We start from the raw sequence: 21,761 nt of genomic DNA, 5'->3' as shown, positions 1-21,761 counted from the left end.
AAACTTGTTAATAATCAAGCATTAGAAAGATACGTTCAGGCCGATTGAAGCCGTGGCGAAAAACGGATAGTCGTTTTCGACATTGTCGCGGGTTTCCGGATCGAAATAACCCTGAAACGGACCGAGCCCGGAGATCGTCAGGATATCCTGACCGGAAAAGAAAAACCGGGCGCGGGAAACGTTGATTTTCTGCGTCAGGGTAGCCGGTAACGTATAGCCGATCTGCAAATTCTTCAGCCGCATGTAGCTGGCGTTCAGTGTCCATTTGTCGGAAGCCAGGTAGTTGTGCGTACCACCGGTGTAAGGCCGCGGAAACAGGGCATCCTGGTTTTCGGGCGTCCAGTAATCGCGGTGGATGGCGAGTGGCTGTTTCCAGGTCACCAGCAGCGGGGCAATGGATTCGGCGGTTGAGCGGTAACTACGCTTGCCTACACCCTGGAAAAATGCCGTGAAATCGAAGCCTTTCCACTGCGCTCCCAGGGTAATTCCAAATAGGTAACGCGGGTTGGTTGTGCCCAGAAACACCAGGTCGCCGTGATCAGCCACGGTCCCCTTGCCCACGCTTAGGCGGCCATCGCCGTTCTGATCCACGTATCGGACGTCGCCCGCACCGGCCCGGTTATCCTGGAAAGCCCAGTTTTTAACTTCATCGGCGGTGGCAAAATACCCGGCGGTCTGGTACCCCCAGATGGTGTTGAGCGGATAGCCTTCAATCAACCCGTTGGTTCCTGCGGCTACGACATTGCGGTTTGAGAAGCTGACGAGCCGGTTGTTGTTGTCGGAAACGTTGACCGCCAGCGAATACGTAAACTCCTTGCCGATGCGATCCCGGTAACGGATTTCGGCTTCCCAGCCCCACGATTTCAGCTCGCCAATGTTTTTGCGGGGTGTACCGATGCCGATGGTGCCCGGTAGTTGCTGGGCCGTTAGCATGTTTCGGTTAAATTTCACGTAGTAATCACCGTTGAACTGAAGCCGGTTCTGGAAAAAGCCGAGGTCCAGACCACCGTTCGTGGTTTCGATGGTTTCCCAGGAGAGGGCGGCCGATGGAATGGAGCCCTGGTAAATGTACGACGTCCGGGAATCGCCCAGGACCAGGTTGTTGCCCCGGCTTAGCTGGCTGAGGTAGTCGTAATAACCGATGGCGTCGCCCAGCGCACCCCCCAAGCGGCCCCACGACCCGCGCAGTTTTAACTCCGACACAAACGGCACGGCGTCGCCAAACCACGACTCCCGGTGTACATTCCAGCCCACCGAAGCCGCCGGGAAAAACTTCTGCCGCATACCCGGGGCCAGCTTGGAGCTTTCGTCCAGCCGGACCGTAGCTTCAAAGAGGTACTTATCGGCGTAGTTGTAATTGAAACGCCCAAACACCGACTGAAACGCGTACGTCCGGATGGTCTGGCCGTTGGTCTTGGTCTTGTCGTCGCCCAGGTTCAGCGTCGGCAGGTCGTTGCTCACCAGGTTTGTAGCTCTCGACCAGAGGTTGTCTTCCCGGTAATTCTCCCACTGGTAGCCCGCAAACAACCCGAAATTGTGGTTTTCACCCGCTTTAAAGTCGTAATTGGCCAGGAATTGAAGGTTGGTGTTCTTTGTCAACTCGTTGTCAAGCTGGTAGGAATTGATCTGATTGACGTACCCCGCAATCTTGGATTTGGCCCACACGGGAACGGTGCGGTTGAAAAGCTGGCGATCACCCCGGCGGTATTGCGTTCCGGCCACCGCCCGCAGTTGCAGACCCTTTATAAAATTAGCCGCCGTCAGGGTAAAAACGCCGTCAAAGAAATTGCGCGTGTAGTTGTTGTAACCACCTTCGGCCAGCGTTGCGTACGTGTTGTTGGCCGAATTGTAACGGCCTTCGGGCGTAAACATGGGGTTTCGGGTCCGGAAGCGGTAGACCTGATACAGCAAACCGCTGTTGTTGGCATCGGCGGATGGGCTCTTGGTTCGCTCGTTGGAATACGACAACCGGCTGTCGAGCGAAAGGTGCCGGGTCAGTTGGGAGCCCAGGTTGACCCGCAGATTATACCGTTTGTAATTATCCGGGCCGACTTTAAAAACGCCCTGTTTGTTGTAATAGCCGCCTGAAATCAGGAAGTTGAGCTTTTCCGTACCGCCCCGGGCCGTGATGTTATGGGTCGACATGGACGTGTATTTCCGCAGGACGCTGTTGGCAATCGGCTCCTGGTTGAAATACAGGTAATTGCTGGTGTCGGCCGGATTGATGGCGTAGGGAACGCCGTTGCGGATGTTCTCCATTTCAAAATCCGTGTATTCGGGCGCGCTTCCCGAATTGACGCGGGCCAGGTTGGAAAACTCGGCTTCTTCCAGCAGCGGCATTCGGCCCGGAATGTTGATTCCCCAGTCGATTCCCTGTTGCGCCAGGTAGTCGAAGGTTACTTTTCCGGACTTGCCCTTTTTGGTGGTGATCAGAATGACACCCCCGGCCGCCTGAGCGCCATAAATCGCGGCTGCCGCGGCATCTTTCAGTACGCTGATGCTTTCCACGTCGTTGGGATTCATGGTTTGCATGGTCGAGATGGGCACACTCACGCCATCCAGCAGGACCAGCGGGTTCACGTTTCCGTTGGCCGAGGTAGCGCCCCGGATCTGGATGGCAATGTTGTCGCGGCCGGGCTGGCCATTCTGGCGGGTAATGATCAGGCCGGGCGTAACCCCTTGCAGACCATTCGCCAGGTTGGGCGAGGGGCGGTTTTCGAGGGCTTTGGACTCAATGGTTGAAACGGCGCCGGTCAGGTTGACTTTTTTCTGCACGCCGTAGCCAACTACGACCACCTCTTCCAGGCTTTTGTCGTCAACGGCTAGCGGAATGTTAATAACTGACCGGTTGCCAACGGTAAGCTCCTGCCGCTGGTAGCCCACGAAGCTGACGACCAGCACCGCGTTTTCGTCCGGAACCGTCAGCTTATACTCGCCGTTGGCGTCGGTGGTGGTTCCGCGGGTTGTGCCTTTCACGGCGATGCTTACACCCGGTAAGCCTTCGCCTTTTTCGTCGGTTACCTTGCCGGAAATCGGCTGCTCTGCGGTAACGGTTATGCGTCGTTCTGGTCTGGGTAAACCGTTTGATTTAGCCACGATGGGGCTGACCCCTGCGACCAGCAGGGGTAAAAAAGACGTTTTCAGCAGCGTAGGCAGCCAACTGAAGTACTGAATGTTACTTTTCATACGAAAACATGGAGTAGAAGTTTATACGCGTTTTGTAAGCGCAGTTTTCCTGCGGGTCAAGATCCATTGACGGGGTTTTGAAATTGATTAAGGAATAAAAAAGCTTGGCGTCAGGCTATCGCCTGAGCTGTTCCGGAAAGGCTGATTACAGCCCAACAAATCCGTGCAGAGTTCACTTCAAAAGCTGCGTTCTGAAGAAGGATGGAAATCGAAATGGCGGGCAAACGCCGGATTCCGTTTCGGTAGCTGAAGAATGGTTACTGGCATACTAGTTTGGGAGCGGAACCTTTGGAGGAATCTCTTCAAAAGAACCGAACCGCCTTCAGGGTTAGGTCATAAGTATTCTTTTTCTACTAATAAAGTATCTTATTTCGGTATCCTACTCGGTCTTAAATATGATTATACTTGTATTTTATTTAACAGAACGGTTAAAATATAGGATGTGAATTGTTGCTAAAAAGGATACCCGATTTGGCGATTGAAAGGGCATTGAACATAAAAAGGGTGGACCAGCCGATGGTGCAGAACCCTGCAATACCATGAGCTAGCCCACCCTGAATGGATAAAGCGGTTGGGGTAGGCGAATTTTCGCCGGAGTTTACTGACCCGTCAGGATTTTGTTTGTTACTTCCTGATTGATGGTAATGTAGCCGGGATAATCAATCTTTTTATTGCCCAGCGCCAGCGTTGGCTTGATCTTGATGGTCAGCACCGACGGTTTGGTGTTGTTGGTGCCGCTCATGTTGCGCATCAGGTCCGTAAACGCCGACCGGGTTCTGTCGTCCGTCAGCAGCTGGTAGGCATTCGCATTCAGTTTGACCGGAACGCGCGTGCTGCCCCCCCCCGGCGCTACTTCGATGCGCTGGTTGATGAAGCCGTTGAACAATTCCTGTTCGGCCAGTTGAATTTTGTACTCCAGTTGATTGATGGCCGCCAGCTTATTAGTCGGGTTTGTGATGTCGATGTTGATGCGGGCGCTCAGCGGGATGCTTTTCGACAGCAGACCGGCGGCAATCTGCGGGTACCGCAGCGGGTTTAGATCGTCTATATTTTTCAGCTTCCGAATGTCAATTCCGGACAGGTAGACGCTGTCGGCCGAGACGATGTTGAATTTACAGTCGCCCAGGGCTTTGGCCTGCGAGAGCTGCCGGTTGACGGCGCACTGGCTGAAAACCAGCGCAAGGGCTGAAATAGCCAAAAAAAACGCGAATTTTTTCATTCCTTGTTATTCGATTAGGTTGTACTGACGTTAGATAGACGAAAAAGAGATTGGTTTAGTTTGGAAAAATTAAATTGATCCAGCTTCCGGCGTGAATATTTCTCAAATTTCCCTTCTTCTGGTCAGTCCGATTCGGGCTCTGTGCAGCGGAAAAATACATTCTTCGCTATTTTGGCCGTTTTTGGGATCGTAAAATTTTGCGGTCCGTTGTTTTGGTGATATATTTATACGTTAAGCCGATTTAGTTTAGGAAATGGCCTAAAAATTTTGTATTTTTACTATCCGGAAACGTATTTTTAAACGTCTTTCCTATAACAATTCCGTAAAACGGAAGCATACTGGTTGCATTCTATGACAAACGAATTAATTGAAACCGACATCACACCAGAAGGTCACGTACAAGGCGATTATGGAGCCAGCAACATCCAAGTTCTGGAAGGGCTTGAAGCCGTCCGGAAACGACCGGCCATGTACATTGGGGATGTGGGAATCAAGGGATTACACCACCTGATTTGGGAGGTAGTCGATAACTCGATTGACGAGGCCCTGGCCGGCTATTGCGACACCATCCATGTAACGATTAACGAAGATAATTCCATCACCGTACGCGATAATGGGCGGGGCATTCCGACCGGGATGCACAAAACCGGTAAGTCGGCCCTGGAAGTGGTCATGACGGTTCTGCACGCGGGTGGTAAGTTTGATAAAGATACCTACAAAGTTTCCGGCGGTCTGCACGGTGTGGGGGTTTCCTGCGTGAATGCCCTCTCAACCTCGTTGCGGGTAGAAGTGCACCGCGAGGGCAAAATATTTGAGCAGGAGTACAGCATCGGTCATCCGTTGTACGACGTTCGGGAAATCGGTACCGCCAGCGATACCGGTACAACCGTACGCTTTAAGCCTGATGAAACCATTTTTACCGAAACGGTTTACAAATACGATACCGTTGCCAGCCGTTTGCGCGAACTGGCTTTCCTTAACAAAGGAATTCGCATTACCCTGACGGACCTGCGTGACATGAACGAAGCGGGAGAGCCACTGAAAACCGAGTTTTACTCGGAAGGTGGCTTGATCGAGTTTGTAAAATACCTCGACGAAAACCGGCAGTCGCTCGAAGGCATGCAGCCAATCTACATGGAGCGCGAAACCGGTTCAACCCCCGTTCAGGTTTCGATGGTGTATAACCTCGAAGCGGGCGAGAACATCTCCTCGTACGTCAACAACATCAACACAATTGAAGGCGGAACGCACGTTCAGGGATTTCGGACGGCATTGACCCGGATTTTGAAAAATTACGCCGAGCGCAACGCGCAGGTGCTGGGAAAGAACGCCGGGAAAGTTGTTTTTGACGGAAGTGACTTCCGGAAAGGGCTGACCGCCGTGATTTCCGTGAAAGTCGCCGAGCCGCAGTTTGAAGGGCAGACCAAGACGAAACTTGGTAACAGCGACGTAGTGGGCGCAGTTAGCTCGACCGTTGCCGAAATGCTCGAGATGTGGCTTGAAGAACACCCGAAAGAAGCCCAATCCATCATCCGGAAAGTGTTGATCTCGGCCCAGGCCCGGATTGCGGCCGATCAGGCTTACAAACGCATCATGACCGATCGGAAGGATTTCATGGGCGGTATGGGTTTACCCGGCAAACTGGCCGACTGTTCGGACACCAATCCCGAAAACTGCGAAATTTACCTCGTGGAAGGGGATTCGGCGGGTGGTTCGGCCAAGCAGGGACGGAACCGGGCATTTCAGGCTATTCTGCCGTTGCGGGGTAAAATCCTGAACGTGGAAAAAGCCCTGGAGCACAAGATTTACGAAAACGACGAGATAAAAAATATCATTACGGCGCTCGGCGTCCGTTTCGAACGCATTAACGGCGAAACCGTGATGAACCTGGAGCGACTGCGGTACCACAAGGTGATCATCATGACCGATGCCGACGTGGACGGTAGCCACATCCGGACGCTGATTCTGACCCTGTTCTTCCGGCACATGCGGACGCTGATTGAGAACGGGTTTGTTTACATCGCCCAACCACCTTTGTATTTGGTGAAAAAGGGAAAAGAAGAACGGTATTGCTGGACTGAGCTGCAACGCGAAGCCGCCGTTCGGGAACTGGCCGGAGCGGGTCGGGAAGAAAATGTGAACGTACAGCGCTACAAAGGTTTGGGCGAGATGAACCCCGAGCAGTTGTGGAGCACCACAATGGACCCCGATAAACGAAGCCTGAAGCGGGTGACCATCGAGTCAGCCGCCGAAGCTGACCACGTCTTTTCCACCCTGATGGGCGATGAAGTAGCCCCCCGCCGAGAGTTTATTGAGCGAAACGCCAAGTACGCAAAAGTAGATGTATAGAAAAAGCGGGCCGAAAGCCCGCTTTTTTTTAGGGTAGATTTTTGACAGGCGGACTTATTGGTGTAAAAGCGGTGATTTGAGGCAAAAACTAAAAACTTCGTACGAAGTTGTATTATTGTACGTTATCGATTACAAATAGTCCACCCAACCTATGATAGACAAAAATTCTTCACAAAAAGATAATATAGATCGCAAGGGCTCTTTCGGGAGCTTCTTCTCGTTTTTTTCGGGACGTAAAGTAACTTTACCGGCGGATTCAGAAGACGGTAAAGCCATGAAAATAAACGAAAAGCTGGCGAACGTAATCGACCAGAGTAACTACATCAGCCGCGACCTGAGCTGGCTGAAATTTAACGCCCGGGTACTGGATCAGGCCCGCAACCCCGAACGGCACCTGCTCGACCGCCTGAAGTTTCTCGCCATCACGGCTTCGAATCTGGATGAGTTTTTTACCATCCGAATCGGCAGTCTGTATAATTACCTTGATTACGGCAAGGAACGTATTGACTATTCCGGCCTGCGGGAAATTCCCTTTCGGAAAGCCCTGATGTCGGCCGCCCAGCAATTCAGCAAGGAGCAACTCGCGGTGTTTGAAGAGCTGAAAGAATCGTTTCATGAAGTCGATTTTCGATTTGTCGGCCTGAGCGATCTGACGGACGAAGAGCGGGAGAAAGCGGTCGATTACTTTGACCGTACGATTTACCCGATGCTGACGCCAATGGTCTACGACTATACACATACCTTTCCGGTATTGCTGGCGAAGGTTTTGATCTTTTGCGTAGTAACGCAGGACCCGAATCGCCCGGTTAAGGCGGGGGACGATGACGAGCACCACCGGCTGTCGTTCGTTCAGATTCCGGCCAACCTGCCCCGGTTTATGCAGTTCGAGCGGAAAGACGTAACCTGCTTTCTGCCCATCGAAGAGATCGTCCGGCAGGAAATCAAGAAGTTGTATCGCAATGTGGATATAGTAGCGGTTAATCTGCTGCGCATCACCCGTAACGGGGATTTTACGCTGGAGGAAAGCGACGACCTGGAAACCGACTTCATCGACGAAATCAAGCAGAAAATCAAAAACCGTCGGCTAGGCCGGGTAGTTCGCGTCGAAATAGAACCCGATGCTTCGGAATGGATGGTCAACCTACTCAAGAAAAAGTGGGAAATTGACGATTACAACCTGTTTGAAAACAACCTGCTGATCGATTACACGAGTCTGTGGCAGATTGTGCGCAATCCGGAGTTTCGTGATGAATTGCCGGCGCCCCCGGCTCCCGTTCCGGCGCTGGGAATCCGCCGGGAAAAGAATACCGACATATTCGAAATGATGAAGGAGCGCGACATTCTGCTCCATCATCCCTACAACAATTTCGAACCGGTGATTGCGTTGCTCGAGCGGGCTGCAGAAGACCCTCACGTGCTGGCCATCAAACTGACAATCTATCGGTTGGCCAAACGCTCGCGGGTGACGGAAGCGCTGCTGAAAGCCGCCGAAAACGGTAAACACGTCTCGGTGCTGTTTGAAGTAAAAGCCCGGTTCGACGAAGAAAACAACATTCGGGAAGCGCAACGGCTGCAAAAAGCCGGGTGTTTCGTAATCTACGGTATCAGCAGTTTCAAAACGCACACGAAGCTCCTGCTGGTGGTGCGGAGCGAAGGCCAGAAAGTGGTTCGGTACGCGCACCTGTCGAGCGGTAACTATAATGAGGAAACTTCAAAACTCTATACGGATATCGGATTATTAACCACTGACGAGGTTTATACGCACGATATTTCAGAGTTTTTCAACGTTATAACCGGTCATTCCCTCCCTAATGATTACGAGTACCTGATTACGGCTCCGCGTGATATGCGGAAACAGCTCATCAAGCTGATTCAGAACGAGGCCGAAAATGCCAAGCAGGGGCTGCCCAGCGGTATCTGCATTAAAATTAATTCGCTGGAAGACCAAGCGGTTATCGACGAATTGTACAAAGCGTCGCAGGCGGGGGTGCCGATTCGGCTCATTGTGCGCGGCATTTGCTGTTTGCGGCCCCACCGGCAGGGGTTAAGTGATAACATCACTGTCCGGTCAATCGTGGGTGATTTTCTGGAACACACGCGGTTGTTTTATTTCCACAATAACAACGATCCCAAAATTTACGGGGGAAGCGCCGATGTCATGGTCCGCAGCTTCGACCGACGAATCGAATCCCTGTTTTTGCTCGTCGATAAGCGGGTGAAGCAACAGACCATTCAGATTCTGGATTACAACCTGCGCGATAACGTCAATGCCTATGAACTTCAGGAGGATGGTTCTTATACGAAATGCTGCTTGAAAGAAGGTGTGGAAGAGCCGTTTAACATCCAAAAGAAATTCTTTGAAGTGACGCAGAAAGAAGTCATGCAGGCAAAGCTGTTTGCGGAAGAAACACCGCAGGAACCAGAACCGCCGGAGGTGCAGTCTCAGCCCGCCGAAGAGGTCCACGAATAAATCAAAAAGCCGCCTAAGAGCGGCTTTTTTCACGAAAACGAAATTCCACCCCATTTCGATCACTTTACTATCATACGAAAATCAAATCTGCTTACAGGCGGTTTTACTAATCGCAACTGGAGGGGTCTGGTAGTGTATCGAATAACCTGAGAATGAAGCAGAGAAAAACATGAAATTTCCAATTCATGACCGGTCAAACCTTCGTATCTTCACAGGTTTTTTGTAAAATACCGTACACTTCAATTAACCACCTTACCGAATGAGCCGTTTTACCGGACTGATTGGCATCGTCCTGATTTTAGGCATTGCGTATGCCATGTCAAATAACCGCAAGGCAATCAATTTTCGAACCGTAGGAGTAGGGTTGTTGCTTCAATTTGGTCTGGCCGTATTCATCCTGAAAACCGACATCGGTCAACATGTTTTCCAGACACTGGGCCAGTGGGTCGACCGGCTGTTGCAAAAATCAGTGAAGGGGGCCGAATTTGTTTTTGCTCCCCTGGTCAACCGGGAGGCACTCACGCGGGCTTTCGGACCCGAAAACGGTTTTATTTTCTTCTTCCAGGTCATCCCGACGATTATTTTCGTGGCTGTTCTGGTGAATATTTTTTACCATTTGGGCGTCATGCAGCGGGTGGTTGCTGTGCTGGCCCGGTTCATGAAATGGCTGATGGGGGTGAGTGGAGCGGAGGCTCTATCGAACGTATCGAGCACATTTGTCGGACAGGTCGAAGCGCAGATTATGATTAAGCCATATCTGAAAACCATGACCAACTCCGAGCTGCTGGCGTCGATGACGGGCAGTTTTGCCTGCATCGCCGGTGGAGTAATGGCCGTCTATATTTCACTGGGCGTTCCGGCTCCTTACCTGCTGGCGGCCAGTCTGATGGCGGCTCCAGGAGCCCTAGTCATCAGCAAGATTGTGTTTCCCGAAACCGAAGTATCCGAAACGCAGGGAACCGTCAAGCTGGAAATCAAGAAGATCTACGCCAATTTGCTGGACGCCATTGCCGCCGGAGCCAGCGAAGGACTAAAAGTCGGCTTCAATGTAGTTGCCATGTTGATTGGTTTCATCGCCCTTATTGCGCTGATCGACAGCGTTTTGTTCCGGATCGGTTATTATATTTTCGGTTTTCCGCACCTGAGCCTGAATTACATGCTGGGCCACGTTTTTGCCATTTTTGCCTGGGCAATGGGCGTACCGAGTCAGGATATTCAATCTGCCGGGGCACTGATGGGCACAAAAATGGTGGTCAATGAATTTGTGGCTTACCTCGAGCTAGTGAAAATCAGGGAAACACTCGATCCCAAAACCATCGCCATTACCAGTTTTGCCCTTTGCGGTTTTGCCAATTTCTCCTCCATCGCCATCCAGGTTGGCGGTATTGGGGAGTTGGTGCCTTCGCGCCGGAGCGATCTGGCCAAGTTGGGTTTTAAAGCCCTCATTTGCGGAACGTTAGCCTCCTACATGTCGGCCACGCTGGCCGGTTTGCTGCTGTAATATTACATTGACCATAGAGCCAAGCGGAAATTCTTACTAAGTCAGGTGTTTCCGATTGGCTCTATGGTAAACCTTATAGTATTTACCCTGAACTCTTTTTGCTCCTACACGTTGTTTTATAATAAGCACAGGGTTTAAAACTCTGATTTCAAACGATTTTGCGGCCGGGTTTATTAAGTTAAAGCTCGATACAAAATTGTAATGATCGGAGAAAAACCAGTATATAATTGCAATTATGGCCTGTTTTTGAAACAGAATTTGCATATTTCCGATATATGTGCTTAATTTTGAAATATAAAGATTAGGATCTCAAATGAGTAAACGGAGAAAAAGTTTCTTTCTGCACCGCTTATTCTGCTGGCTGATGGCGCTGCACATCATCAACATTAGTGTTGATGTGCCTGAGCATTATTCACCCAGAAGGCTTCACGGTGCCAATAAAGCAGACTTATCCGTTAACAAAATTGAGAGCATTGGTGAGTTGGTTCTGGAGGACTGGCTGGGCATTTTCGATGCCTGCCCGGAACAGGATGAATCCGACAAAGATTCTGACGTTCTCAACATCGAGCACGACTATTTTTCTGCCCCGCTTTTCTCATTTTCTCTGCAGCCAGCCAGCTGGCATCTGATTCCACGGCCTGTCGGGCTCACTTTCATTCGTGTCTTTTCGCACGTCCTGGAAATTACGTCACCTCCGCCCCAGCAATAAAAGCGTTTCGCTTCGGCGAGCTTTGTTGTTATAAAATACACTAAACCCAGTCAACACCTGCGTTGAAATTACAGGGCGGACATCCAGCCGGATGCGCTGCGTCGTGACTATACCTAAATACGCTTAACAGGAAATCACACAGAACTATGAAAGGATATAGCATTGTAAGTGCTCTGGCTATCAGTAGCTTGTTGTTTGGTTGTTCGTCAGAAACAACCGAAGAAAAGGGCGAAGCTGAAAAGCCTACCTTACCCATTTTTGAAGTAACCCGGCAGTCGACTACGCTACAACGGGAATACGCCGGCAATGTCGAGGCCGTTCGGAATGTAGAACTGCGGGCCCGCGTTGGGGGCTACCTCGATAAAATATATGTTGATGAAGGTCAGCAGGTTACCAAAGGACAATTGCTGTTCCAGATTCATCAGGCCGAATACCAGTCTGAACTGGCCAAGGCCAAAGCCAATCTGAAAAGCGCGACGGCCGAAGCTAAAACCGCCGAAGTCGAACTCGGACGGGTGAAAATGCTGGTGGATAAAAAAGTGATTTCACCGTCTGAGCTGGAATTGGCGAAATCGAAACTGGATGCCGCCAAAGCCGCGATTGAAGAAGCCCAGTCGGCTGCGCAGAATGCTTCTCTGCGGTTATCGCAAGCCAGCGTCCGGGCGCCGTTTGATGGCGTAATTAACCGGATTCCGTTTAAAATGGGCAGCCTGATCGAAGAAGGTTCCCTGCTCACGACGGTTTCGGATATTCGGGAAGTCTATGCCTATTTCCACGTCTCGGAAAAAGAATACCTCGAGTACATCAAGAAAGCCAAAAACCGGACCAAACAAAGCAGTCAGGAAGTGGATCTGCTGCTGGCCGACAACACGCCGTACGGACAACCGGGTAAAATCGAAACCATGGAAAGTGTGTTTGACGACGGTTCTGGTACCATTGCTTTCCGCGCCCGCTTTCCAAACCCCAACAAGGTTCTCAAACACGGGGCTACGGGAAAAATCCGGCTGAAAAACGAGGTCGATAACGCCGTTCTGGTTCCGCAAAAAGCCGTCTTCGAAATTCAGGACAAGAATTACGTCTACGTGGTCGATACGGCCAATAAAGTGAAGATGCGCAGTTTTGTGCCCCAGAGCCGTCTGGCGCAGTTCTACCTCGTCAAATCAGGACTCGAGCCGGGTGAAAGGGTTGTCTACGAAGGCATCCAGAACATTCGGGAGGGCATGCAAATCGTGCCCCAGGAAATGTCAAGTGACAGTCTGCTGACGTTAAACCCCGAGAAGGCGGATACGCAAGTGGCGACCAATTAAGGGTCGCCTATTGATTACTAACCCATCCTACACGTACGAAGCAACCTTTCAGCGCAGCCGCGATCTGGAGGGTTGGCATCGTATTATGTAGGCTTACTAACCGTCCATTATGTTCAATACCTTCATAAAACGGCCTCTACTCTCCGCGGTAATCTCGGTGCTGATTACCTTGATGGGTTTATTGGCGCTCATGAACCTTCCCGTCACCCAGTTTCCTGACATTGTTCCGCCGTCGGTGACCGTAACGGCCATGTATACGGGGGCCAATGCGCAGGTGAGTACGAAAGCCGTAGCCATGCCCATTGAGCGGGCCATCAACGGTGTGCCGAACATGACCTACATGACGTCTATTTCGGGAAACGATGGTTCAACCCTGATCCAGGTCTTTTTCGAAGTGGGTACAGACCCCGACCTGGCGGCCGTGAACGTGCAGAACCGCGTAACCACGGTTTTGGATGAGTTGCCCGAAGAGGTAATTAAAGCCGGGGTAACCACCGAAAAGGAAGTCAACAGTATGCTGCTATATCTCAACTTGATCAGTAGCGATACCACGGCGGACGAGAAATTTATCTACAACTTCGCCGACATCAATATTTTCCCGGAACTGAAGCGGATCGACGGCGTTGGTTTTGTTGATATTCTGGGTGCCCGCGAGTATTCAATGCGGGTGTGGCTTAAACCCGACCGCTTGACGGCGTATGCCGTATCGCCGGATGATGTGATCAATGCCATTCGGAAACAAAATGTTGAAGCTGCACCGGGTAAAGCCGGTGAAAGTTCCGATCGTGATGCTCAGGTGTTGCAGTACGTCCTCCGGTATACCGGGAAGTTTTTCGACCCGGCGCAGTACGAGAACCTGGTGCTCCGGACCGAAGAAGACGGCTCGCTGCTCCGTCTGAAGGATGTTGCGGATGTGGAGTTTGGTTCGCTGGATTACAGCATTTTGTCGAAAAACGACGGGAAGCCTTCGGCGGCTATCATGCTGAAGCAACGGCCCGGTTCCAATGCGCAGGAAGTTATTAACAACGTAAAGGCAAAAATGGCCGAGTTGAAGGAAACGACCTTCCCGCCCGGTATGACCTACAATTTTGCCTACGACGTTTCGCGCTTCCTCGACGCGTCGATTCATGAAGTAGTCCGGACGCTGTTCGAAGCGTTTATCCTCGTATTCATCGTCGTTTTCCTCTTCCTGCAAGACTGGCGTTCAACGCTGATCTGTGCGCTGGCTGTACCGGTGGCGCTGGTTGGTACGTTTGCGTTTATGCAGACCATCGGCTTTTCCATCAACCTGCTGACCCTGTTTGCGCTTGTACTGGCCATCGGGATTGTCGTCGATAATGCGATTGTGGTTGTGGAGGCCGTGCACGCCAAAATGACCGAAGAACACCTGTCTCCGCGGGCGGCTACGTTTGCGGCCATGAAAGAAATCAGCGGAGCCATCGTTGCCATCACACTGGTTATGTCGGCGGTGTTTATTCCGGTAGCCTTCCTGTCGGGGCCGGTCGGGATTTTCTACCGGCAGTTCTCGCTGACCCTTGCCATTTCCATCGTGATTTCGGGGATTAACGCCGTAACACTGACCCCGGCTTTGTGTGCCCTGCTGCTCCGGCCCGTTCACGGGGAGCAAACCGGCTGGCTCGGACGGTTTTTTACCAAATTCAACCGGGGCTACGATGCGCTGGCCCGGAAATACATGGGCGGAGTGCGGCCCTTCGTGAACCGGAGCGTTGTTACCTGGGGCGTTCTGCTGTTGTTTGTGGCGGCAACCTGGGGTGTCAATACCATACTGCCTTCTGGATTTATTCCAACGGAAGATCAGGGGATGATCTATGTCAACGTGACAACCCCCGTGGGTGCTACCGTTGAGCGGACGGAAGAGGTGATGGACCAGGTGCAACAGGCGGCTTCCAAGCTCGAATCGGTGGAGAACGTTTCGACGCTGGCGGGCTTGAGCCTGATGACCGACGGAGCCGGAGCGTCGTACGGGATGGGCATGATCAACCTCAAAAGCTGGGACGAACGAAAGGAAACCGTTGATGACGTCATTGCGGTTCTGGCCGAAAAAACCAAGCACATCAACGACGCCAGCATTCAGTTCTTCTCGCCCCCCACGGTGCCCGGTTTTGGTAACTCCAGTGGTTTTGAGATTCGTTTGCTGGACAAAACCCGGAGCGATGATCTGCAAAACACGAAAAAGGTAGCTGACTCGTTCATTGCGGAACTTGAAAAACGGCCGGAAATCAGCCGGGTGTTTACCAGTTTTGACCCCAGCTTCCCGCAGTACCTGCTCCACGTCGATCAGGATAAGGCCGCTCAGCAAGGCGTGTCCATCGACAACGCGATGAGTACACTCCAGACGCTGATGGGTAGTTTTTACGCGTCCAATTTTATCCGGTTCAACCAGATGTATAAAGTGATGGTGCAGGCGGCCCCGAGCTACCGGGCCAAACCGGAAGACGTGCTGAACATGCGGGTGAAAAACGATCAGGGCGAAATGGTGCCGTATTCCAACTTCGTGACGCTGGAGCGGGTGTACGGACCGGAACAGTTGACCCGGTACAACATGTTTACGTCCGCCATGATCAACGGAGAAGCCGCACCCGGTTACAGTTCCGGGGATGCCATCCGGGCCATTCAGGAAGTGGCGAAGGAGAAGCTGCCCCGCGGTTTTTCGTTTGAGTGGTCGGGAATGACGCGGGAAGAGGTGCTTTCGGGCGACCAGGCCATCTGGATTTTTGTGATCTGTCTTGTTTTCGTGTACCTGCTGCTGGTGGCGCAGTACGAAAGTCTGTTTCTGCCGATGGCGGTGTTGCTGTCGTTGCCCGCCGGGATTTTCGGTTCGTTCCTTTGCCTGAAACTGGCCGGATTGCAGAACAACATCTACGCGCAGGTGTCGCTTGTCATGCTGATCGGTTTGCTGGGTAAAAACGCCATTCTGATCGTCGAATTTGCCAACCAGAAGCAGCAGGAGGGCCTGTCCATTCTGAAAGCGGCTATGGAAGGGGCGTTGTCGCGTCTTCGTCCGATTCTGATGACCTCCTTTGCTTTCATTGCCGGTTTGATTCCGCTCTGTATTGCGTCCGGTGCCGGTGCCCTGGGTAACCGGTCGATTGGTACGGCAGCCGCGGGTGGGATGTTCATCGGAACGCTGTTTGGGCTGTTCCTGATTCCCGGTCTATACGTGGTGTTTGCCAAACTGGCGCAGAAGCTACAATCCAAACCGCCCAAAGACGATGACTCTGAACGGGTTCCGGTATTCACTCAAACTCATGAAAATGGTACGACAGTTCATTCATAAATTCAATTACGTTAACGCTCTTTGTTGTTTCGTTCCGCTTTTATTGTTGAGTAGTTGCCGGGTTTCCGAACCGCTTCGGTTGCCGGCAACGACGCCAATACCCACCTCGTTCACGGGAAGTGCGGATTCCACTTCCATCGGTAATCTGAGCTGGAAAGGCTTTTTTTCGGATCCGGATCTGGAAAGCCTGATCGACACGGCCCTGGCCCGGAACCCGGATTTGCAGATTGCCACGCAGCGGATTGAAGTGGCCCGGGCCAATTTCGACTTTACGCGCGGAGCGTTGGTGCCGTCGGTCAATGCCGTTGCCGCGGCTGGAATCGACCGGTTTGGACGCTACACGCTCAACGGGGTGGGGAACTTCGATACCAACCTGTCACCGAACATCGACGGCAAACAGCGCATCCCGGATGCCACGCCGGAGTACTTTCTGGGTTTTCGGAGCAATTGGGAAATTGACCTCTGGGGCAAGCTGCGCAACCGCAAACGAGCGGCTTATGTGCGCTTTCTGGCTTCCGAGAAAGGTCGTCACCTGATTGTTACGTCGCTCATTGCGGAGGTGGGTCGCCTGTATTACACCCTGCTGGGGCTGGATAGCGAGCTGGAAATTATCCGGGAAAACGAAGCGCTGCAACAGCGGGCCGTCGAACTGGTTGTGGTGCAGAAAGCGGCCGGACGCGTGACGGAACTGGCGGTGCAGCAATTCAACGCGCAGTTGATCAACACGCGGAGTCTGGAAGCCCAGGTGCAGCAGCAGATCGTGGAAGCGGAAAACCAGTTGAATCAGCTCCTTGGCCGGTTTCCGCAACCGATTCCCCGCAGTAAAACCCTCACGAATCAGGAGTTGCCGGCTCAGATTTCGGCGGGGGTGCCGAGTCAGATGCTTCGTCGCCGACCCGATATCCAGCAGGCCGAACTCGAAATGCAGGCTGCTAACATCGACGTTGATGTGGCCCGTGCCGATTTCTTGCCTTCACTGAATCTAACCCCTTACATTGGGCTGAATTCGTTCCGGGCGTCGGTCTTGCTCGATCCGGCTTCGTTGGCGCTGGGGGCGTTGGGGAGTCTGGCGGCTCCGGTTTTCAACCGGCGGTACCTCAAATCGAATCTGAATTTGTCGATCGCGCAGAGCCGGGAGTCTTTTTACAACTACCGGAAAACCGTGCTGACCGGCTTTAGTGAGGTGATGACGAGCTTGCGCGGAATAGAAAATTACCGGAAAGTGGCTGACCTGCAAACGCAGGAGGTGACGGTGCTGAATCAGGCCGCTACCATTTCCGACGAGCTTTTTGCTACGGGTTACGCCAACTACCTGGAAGTAATTACGGCGCAGCGGAGCGTTCTAACGGCCGAGTTATCGCTTATCAACACCAAACGCGCCCAGTTTCTTTCGCTGATCGACCTGTACCGGGCGTTGGGTGGCGGCTGGCAATAAATGAAGCTTTTACGCAGAGTTTATCCGGAAACATCCGTGGTTATCAGGAGGACGCTGATTACCTTTGGTACTTTCGGTTAAACTCTGCGTAATACCATTGACCCGCATCGGCCTGCTTTCGGACACCCACGGCTTTTTAGATCCGCACCTTTTCACGCATTTTGCCCAGTGCGACGAAATCTGGCATGCCGGAGACATCGGCTCGCTGGAAATTATTGACCAGTTACGGGCGTTCAGACCGCTTCGGGCCGTTTATGGTAACATCGACAACGCACAGATTGCGCAGGAATGTCCCGAACACCAGCGGTTTGAAATCGAAGGGCTATCCGTCTGGATGACACACATCGGTGGAGCGCCACCCCGGTATAATCCTATTGTTCGGCCCAGTTTGTTACAAAATCCTCCTCATATTTTTGTCTGCGGCCACTCGCATATCTTAAGGGTTACCAGAGACCCGAAAATGAATAATCTGTTGTTTATCAATCCAGGAGCGTGCGGTAAACATGGTTTCCACCGGGTTCGTACGGGCGTCCGCTTTACCCTTGACGCGGGGCGGGTTACGAATATGGAAGTGCTCGAATTGGGTAACCGGTAGAGAGTTATCAGAAAAAAATACTATATTGGCAACCGTTTTACCTGGATTAAGCGGTAATCAATGAAAATTGCAGTTTGGCATAACCTGCGAAGCGGGGGAGGAAGTCGGGCTTTACACCAGCACATCAAGGGGCTGGCACAACGGGGACATACCATTGAGGTGTGGACCTCGTCCATTGCCGATACTCAGTTTTTGGATGTGGATCAATACGTGACCAAAACGCACGTATTGCCATTTTCGATGGATATTCGAATTCGTGATGAATACCGGGATAAAGTCTGGGCGGTCAAGTTTGAGCCCGAAACCCGCATCCGGCGAATGCTCGAGTTTTGTCGGCAGTGCGCCGACCAGATTAATGCGGGCGGCTTCGATGTCTTGTTTGCCAATTCCTGCATCATCTTCTCCATGCCCTACATCGGGCGGTTTATCAACATTCCCAAGGCCCTTTACCTCGGCGAACCCAACCGGACGCTGTTCGAGTCGTCACCCGAGTTGATTTGGGAAGGGCTACCGGCGGCCAATGGCAACTGGAAGAAAGCCGATTACCGGAGTCAGTACTGGGACGATATTTTTAAAATTCGTCAGGCGCGGGTGCGGGTGCGTGAAGAGATCGAAAACTACCGGAACTACGACAAAGTGCTGGTTAATTCGTATTTCAGTAACGAAAATCTGCTTCGGGCTTATGGCGGAGCGGGGGAAGTCTGCTACCTGGGAATCGATTCGGGTTTATTCCCGTTTCTGAACCTGCCCCGGGAGCCGTTTGTGATGGGCCTGGGAGCCTTTTTTCAGCACAAACGGCCGGATCTGGCCATCGAGTCGCTGGCTTTGATTCCGGAGGGCATCCGGCCCAAACTCGTATGGGTGGGCGATATGGGGGACAAGGCTTACGTGAGTAAGTTGAAAACCCTGAGCCAGCAGCTGGGCGTGAACTTCGAACCGCGCGAAAAAATACCGCACGAAGAGTTGGTCCGGCTGCTCAATACGGCTTCTTGTCTGCTGTACACTTCAACGCTGGAACCCTTTGGGCTGGCTCCGCTGGAAGCCAACGCCTGCGGACTGCCGGTTGTGGCCGTAGCCGAGGGCGGGGTGCGCGAAACCATCATTGACAATTACAACGGTCTGTTGGTCAACCGCAAACCCGAGGAGATGGCAAAAGCCGTTGAGCGAGTCTTAACGGATCAGGCGCTGGCTGACCGGCTTTCGCGGAATGCCCGGCGGGTGGTTCAGGAAAAATGGACGTTTGAAAAATCCATTGACCGGATCGAAGACGCGCTGATTAGCACAATTTCGAAGGAAAAAGTTACGGTTTGATGGCCTTAAAAAGCAGAAGCGGCACGATTCTCAATCGTGCCGCTTCTGCTTTAGGGAGATTTCGTTGCTTACAACGGTATTTGCTCGAAAACGACGGACGGTTGTTCGGCATCCTTGAACGCTTTCCGGGGTCGGATGTTCAGAGTCTGGAACAGCTGGCGGTCCTGATCTTCTTCCGGATTCGGCGTCGTCAGTAGTTTGTCACCCGCAAAAATGGAGTTGGCACCGGCCAGGAAGCAAAGCGCCTGTTCTTCGATGCTCATCCGGACGCGTCCCGCCGATAAGCGGACCATCGCCTTGGGCATGATAATCCGGGCCGTTGCAATCATGCGCACCATTTCCCAAACCGACACCCGGGGCTGGTCTTCCAGGGGCGTTCCGTCTACCGGCACCAGCGCGTTGACGGGTACGGATTCCGGATGTTCGGGTAAGTTAGACAGCGTATACAGCATACCGATACGGTCCTGATGCGATTCACCCATACCGATGATCCCGCCGGAGCAGACCGAAATACCCGCCTGCCGAACGTGACCGAGCGTGTCCAGCCGGTCGTCGTAGGTGCGGGTTGAGATGATGTCTCCGTAGTATTCTTCGCTCGTGTCGAGGTTGTGGTTGTAGGCGTACAAACCGGCATTTTTCAGCTTTTCGGCCTGGCTCTCGGTCAGCATACCGAGAGTACAGCAAACTTCCAGGCCCATCTGATTAACCCCTTTAACCATATCCAGGACCTTGTCGAAATCGCGGTTATCGCGCACTTCGCGCCAGGCGGCACCCATACAAAACCGCGTGCTGCCGGATTCCTTCGCCCGGTGGGCGGCCGACAGAACCTCGTCCACTTCCATCAGTTTATGGACTTTCACGTTGGTATGGTAGCGAGCAGCCTGCGGGCAGTAGGCGCAGTCTTCGGGGCAGCCGCCGGTTTTCACGGACAACAGCGTACAAACCTGTACTTCCTGCGGATCGTGGTGCTGGCGGTGAACGGTAGCTGCGCGATAGATGAGATCCAGAACGGGTGAGTTATAAATGGCTGCGATTTCCTCGCGGGTCCAGTCATTGCGTACGTCAGTCATATCAGTCTATAGCGTAATTCACGGTATGAAAATCAAATATAGGGCAGTTTGAGTAATTTTTGCGCTTTTACAACCAGGTACAGAAAATAACCAACGATAAAAAGCTCCATGCCGTAATCCAGCGTATAATCCGGCCGACTCAGGATTTCGCCCACCGATTGGTAATACGGCTGCCCGATTCGCCACCAGAAAGACGGCTGAACGGCCGCCAGGATATTAAACACGATGAGCAAAACCAGCCCGGTGCGGTTCCGAAAATCAAGCATCTGGAAGACCAGCGGCAGCATAAACAGGTAGGCGTAATTGGCGATGGCGTTTTTCTGAACCACTGTCATGATGCTGAACGTAGCGATGTAAAACAGCGGGAAATACGTTCGGTAATCGTGCTGACCGCGCAGCCGGAGCGTCTGGATACCCACCAGCAAACTGATGAGCAGCCCGGCGTAGTTCCAGACCGACAATTCAAAATTGGTAAACCCGGAAATCCAGGGGTGCAGCACCGAGGCCCAGTTGGGAGCTTTCAGATAGGCCCCTTCCTGCAGCGGTTGTTCGATGAACAGAACGCCGGTTTTGAGGTAAAGAAAAACAAGAACCGGTAGCCCCAGCGTGGCCAGCCCCGCCAGGAACGGAACTGGCCGGCGGCTCAGCAGGAAGAACGGCAGCAGAATCAGGATAAAGACGGCCTTCGTCGACAAGATGCCGAAGGCCAGAACCAGCCCGCAGAGGTAATCGTTGTTGTACCGCTTCAAAACGACAATCGCCAGCAGGGCGAAGATCCAGAGCATCACGTCTTCCTGCCCGCTCAGCACCGACATGCAGAACGGCACCGGCAGCAGCAGGTAAAACAAAGTCCGGAAAAGCCGTTCACCCCGGCTTAACAGCCCCTCATACGTCTGGTAGGTGAGCCAAACGGTCAGCAATTCCAGCAGCGTCAGAAACAGAACCAGGGCCTTTGTGTTGTTCCAGAACAGCAACGGAATGGCCATCCAGAAGCCGTAAAAGGGCGAATACGGATTGACGACATCCCGGTAGGGTACTTCCAGCGCCTTGGCCGAAAGCCCGATGGGATAGTAGTAATTGGCAACGTCGGACTGGGGCGTGAAACTGAGAATCAGGTAGATGCCCACGAACGGAATCAGCCGCAGCGCCAGCCAGAAAATCAGCAGCCAGGGTCGCTGGCTTTGGTTTAGAAACGACTCGACAACCGGGCGTCGAAACGCCATCAGCAGCGCCAAAGCCCCCAGCAAAACCGAAACAACTGCCTTCGAAAGAACTACAAACATGCTAGAGACAGCGAAAATGGACAATCGC

The 21,761-nt window shown here is 52.5% G+C and carries 13 protein-coding genes; 9 read left to right on the top strand and 4 right to left on the bottom strand.

What is annotated here, in order from left to right; genetic code table 11:
* Positions 1–21: 21 nt before the first annotated feature.
* Both OQ371_RS02380 and OQ371_RS02375 read right to left on the bottom strand, forming a co-directional pair.
* The gene (locus OQ371_RS02380) at positions 22–3,186 is read right to left on the bottom strand and encodes a SusC/RagA family TonB-linked outer membrane protein (RefSeq protein ID WP_265992135.1); all 3,165 of its coding nucleotides are present in this window, start codon (positions 3,184–3,186) and stop codon (positions 22–24) included.
* A gap of 598 nt (positions 3,187–3,784) precedes the next feature.
* Positions 3,785–4,405: an LEA/WHy family protein gene (locus OQ371_RS02375; protein WP_265992134.1), complete on the bottom strand. Its 621-nt coding sequence runs from the start codon at positions 4,403–4,405 to the stop codon at positions 3,785–3,787.
* A 351-nt stretch (positions 4,406–4,756) separates the two neighbouring features.
* On the opposite strand from OQ371_RS02375, the gene gyrB reads away from it, so the two are divergent.
* From gyrB to OQ371_RS02330, 9 genes are all read left to right on the top strand, one after another.
* Entirely contained in the window at positions 4,757–6,754 is a 1,998-nt protein-coding gene (gyrB, locus tag OQ371_RS02370) for a DNA topoisomerase (ATP-hydrolyzing) subunit B (protein ID WP_265992132.1), read from the top strand.
* A gap of 274 nt (positions 6,755–7,028) precedes the next feature.
* Positions 7,029–9,224, top strand: a complete 2,196-nt coding sequence (gene ppk1 / locus OQ371_RS02365) for a polyphosphate kinase 1 (protein WP_265992130.1) — start codon at positions 7,029–7,031, stop codon at positions 9,222–9,224.
* Positions 9,225–9,483: 259 nt separating this feature from the next.
* Positions 9,484–10,725 (top strand): NupC/NupG family nucleoside CNT transporter, encoded by a 1,242-nt coding sequence (locus tag OQ371_RS02360; protein WP_265992129.1) that lies wholly within the window; start codon positions 9,484–9,486, stop codon positions 10,723–10,725.
* A 364-nt stretch (positions 10,726–11,089) separates the two neighbouring features.
* Positions 11,090–11,434 (top strand): hypothetical protein, encoded by a 345-nt coding sequence (locus tag OQ371_RS02355; RefSeq protein ID WP_265992128.1) that lies wholly within the window; start codon positions 11,090–11,092, stop codon positions 11,432–11,434.
* A 146-nt stretch (positions 11,435–11,580) separates the two neighbouring features.
* The gene (locus tag OQ371_RS02350; protein ID WP_265992126.1) at positions 11,581–12,741 is read left to right on the top strand and encodes an efflux RND transporter periplasmic adaptor subunit; all 1,161 of its coding nucleotides are present in this window, start codon (positions 11,581–11,583) and stop codon (positions 12,739–12,741) included.
* A 109-nt stretch (positions 12,742–12,850) separates the two neighbouring features.
* A complete protein-coding gene (locus tag OQ371_RS02345; RefSeq protein ID WP_265992124.1) occupies positions 12,851–16,039 on the top strand; it encodes an efflux RND transporter permease subunit in 3,189 nt (1,062 codons plus the stop codon).
* Positions 16,017–17,474: a TolC family protein gene (locus tag OQ371_RS02340; RefSeq protein WP_265994256.1), complete on the top strand. Its 1,458-nt coding sequence runs from the start codon at positions 16,017–16,019 to the stop codon at positions 17,472–17,474. Before OQ371_RS02345 ends, OQ371_RS02340 begins: the two co-directional genes overlap by 23 nt.
* Positions 17,475–17,571: 97 nt before the next feature.
* On the top strand, positions 17,572–18,069 hold the full coding sequence (locus tag OQ371_RS02335; protein ID WP_265992122.1) for a metallophosphoesterase family protein: 498 nt from the start codon (positions 17,572–17,574) through the stop codon (positions 18,067–18,069).
* A 60-nt stretch (positions 18,070–18,129) separates the two neighbouring features.
* Entirely contained in the window at positions 18,130–19,380 is a 1,251-nt protein-coding gene (locus tag OQ371_RS02330; RefSeq protein ID WP_265992121.1) for a glycosyltransferase family 4 protein, read from the top strand.
* A gap of 68 nt (positions 19,381–19,448) precedes the next feature.
* Here OQ371_RS02330 and bioB read toward each other — a convergent pair whose 3' ends face one another.
* Both bioB and OQ371_RS02320 read right to left on the bottom strand, forming a co-directional pair.
* Positions 19,449–20,450, bottom strand: a complete 1,002-nt coding sequence (bioB, locus tag OQ371_RS02325; protein ID WP_265992120.1) for a biotin synthase BioB — start codon at positions 20,448–20,450, stop codon at positions 19,449–19,451.
* Between the two features lie 32 nt (positions 20,451–20,482).
* Positions 20,483–21,733 carry a hypothetical protein gene (locus tag OQ371_RS02320; protein ID WP_265992118.1) on the bottom strand — a complete coding sequence of 417 codons (1,251 nt, stop codon included), beginning with the start codon at positions 21,731–21,733 and terminating at the stop codon, positions 20,483–20,485.
* Positions 21,734–21,761 lie beyond the last annotated feature (28 nt).

The organism is Larkinella insperata (genome assembly GCF_026248825.1).
GTDB lineage: Bacteria > Bacteroidota > Bacteroidia > Cytophagales > Spirosomataceae > Larkinella > Larkinella insperata.
Note: the sequence above shows the minus strand (reverse complement) of the source record. Positions and strands in the feature narration are given on the sequence as shown.

Coding starts and splice junctions, on each gene's coding strand:
- OQ371_RS02380 (WP_265992135.1), bottom strand. CDS start 3,186: ATGAAAAGTAACATTCAGTACTTCAGTTGGCTGCCTACGCTGCTGAAA.
- OQ371_RS02375 (WP_265992134.1), bottom strand. CDS start 4,405: ATGAAAAAATTCGCGTTTTTTTTGGCTATTTCAGCCCTTGCGCTGGTT.
- gyrB (WP_265992132.1), top strand. CDS start 4,757: ATGACAAACGAATTAATTGAAACCGACATCACACCAGAAGGTCACGTA.
- ppk1 (WP_265992130.1), top strand. CDS start 7,029: ATGAAAATAAACGAAAAGCTGGCGAACGTAATCGACCAGAGTAACTAC.
- OQ371_RS02360 (WP_265992129.1), top strand. CDS start 9,484: ATGAGCCGTTTTACCGGACTGATTGGCATCGTCCTGATTTTAGGCATT.
- OQ371_RS02355 (WP_265992128.1), top strand. CDS start 11,090: ATGGCGCTGCACATCATCAACATTAGTGTTGATGTGCCTGAGCATTAT.
- OQ371_RS02350 (WP_265992126.1), top strand. CDS start 11,581: ATGAAAGGATATAGCATTGTAAGTGCTCTGGCTATCAGTAGCTTGTTG.
- OQ371_RS02345 (WP_265992124.1), top strand. CDS start 12,851: ATGTTCAATACCTTCATAAAACGGCCTCTACTCTCCGCGGTAATCTCG.
- OQ371_RS02340 (WP_265994256.1), top strand. CDS start 16,017: ATGGTACGACAGTTCATTCATAAATTCAATTACGTTAACGCTCTTTGT.
- OQ371_RS02330 (WP_265992121.1), top strand. CDS start 18,130: ATGAAAATTGCAGTTTGGCATAACCTGCGAAGCGGGGGAGGAAGTCGG.
- bioB (WP_265992120.1), bottom strand. CDS start 20,450: ATGACTGACGTACGCAATGACTGGACCCGCGAGGAAATCGCAGCCATT.
- OQ371_RS02320 (WP_265992118.1), bottom strand. CDS start 21,733: ATGTTTGTAGTTCTTTCGAAGGCAGTTGTTTCGGTTTTGCTGGGGGCT.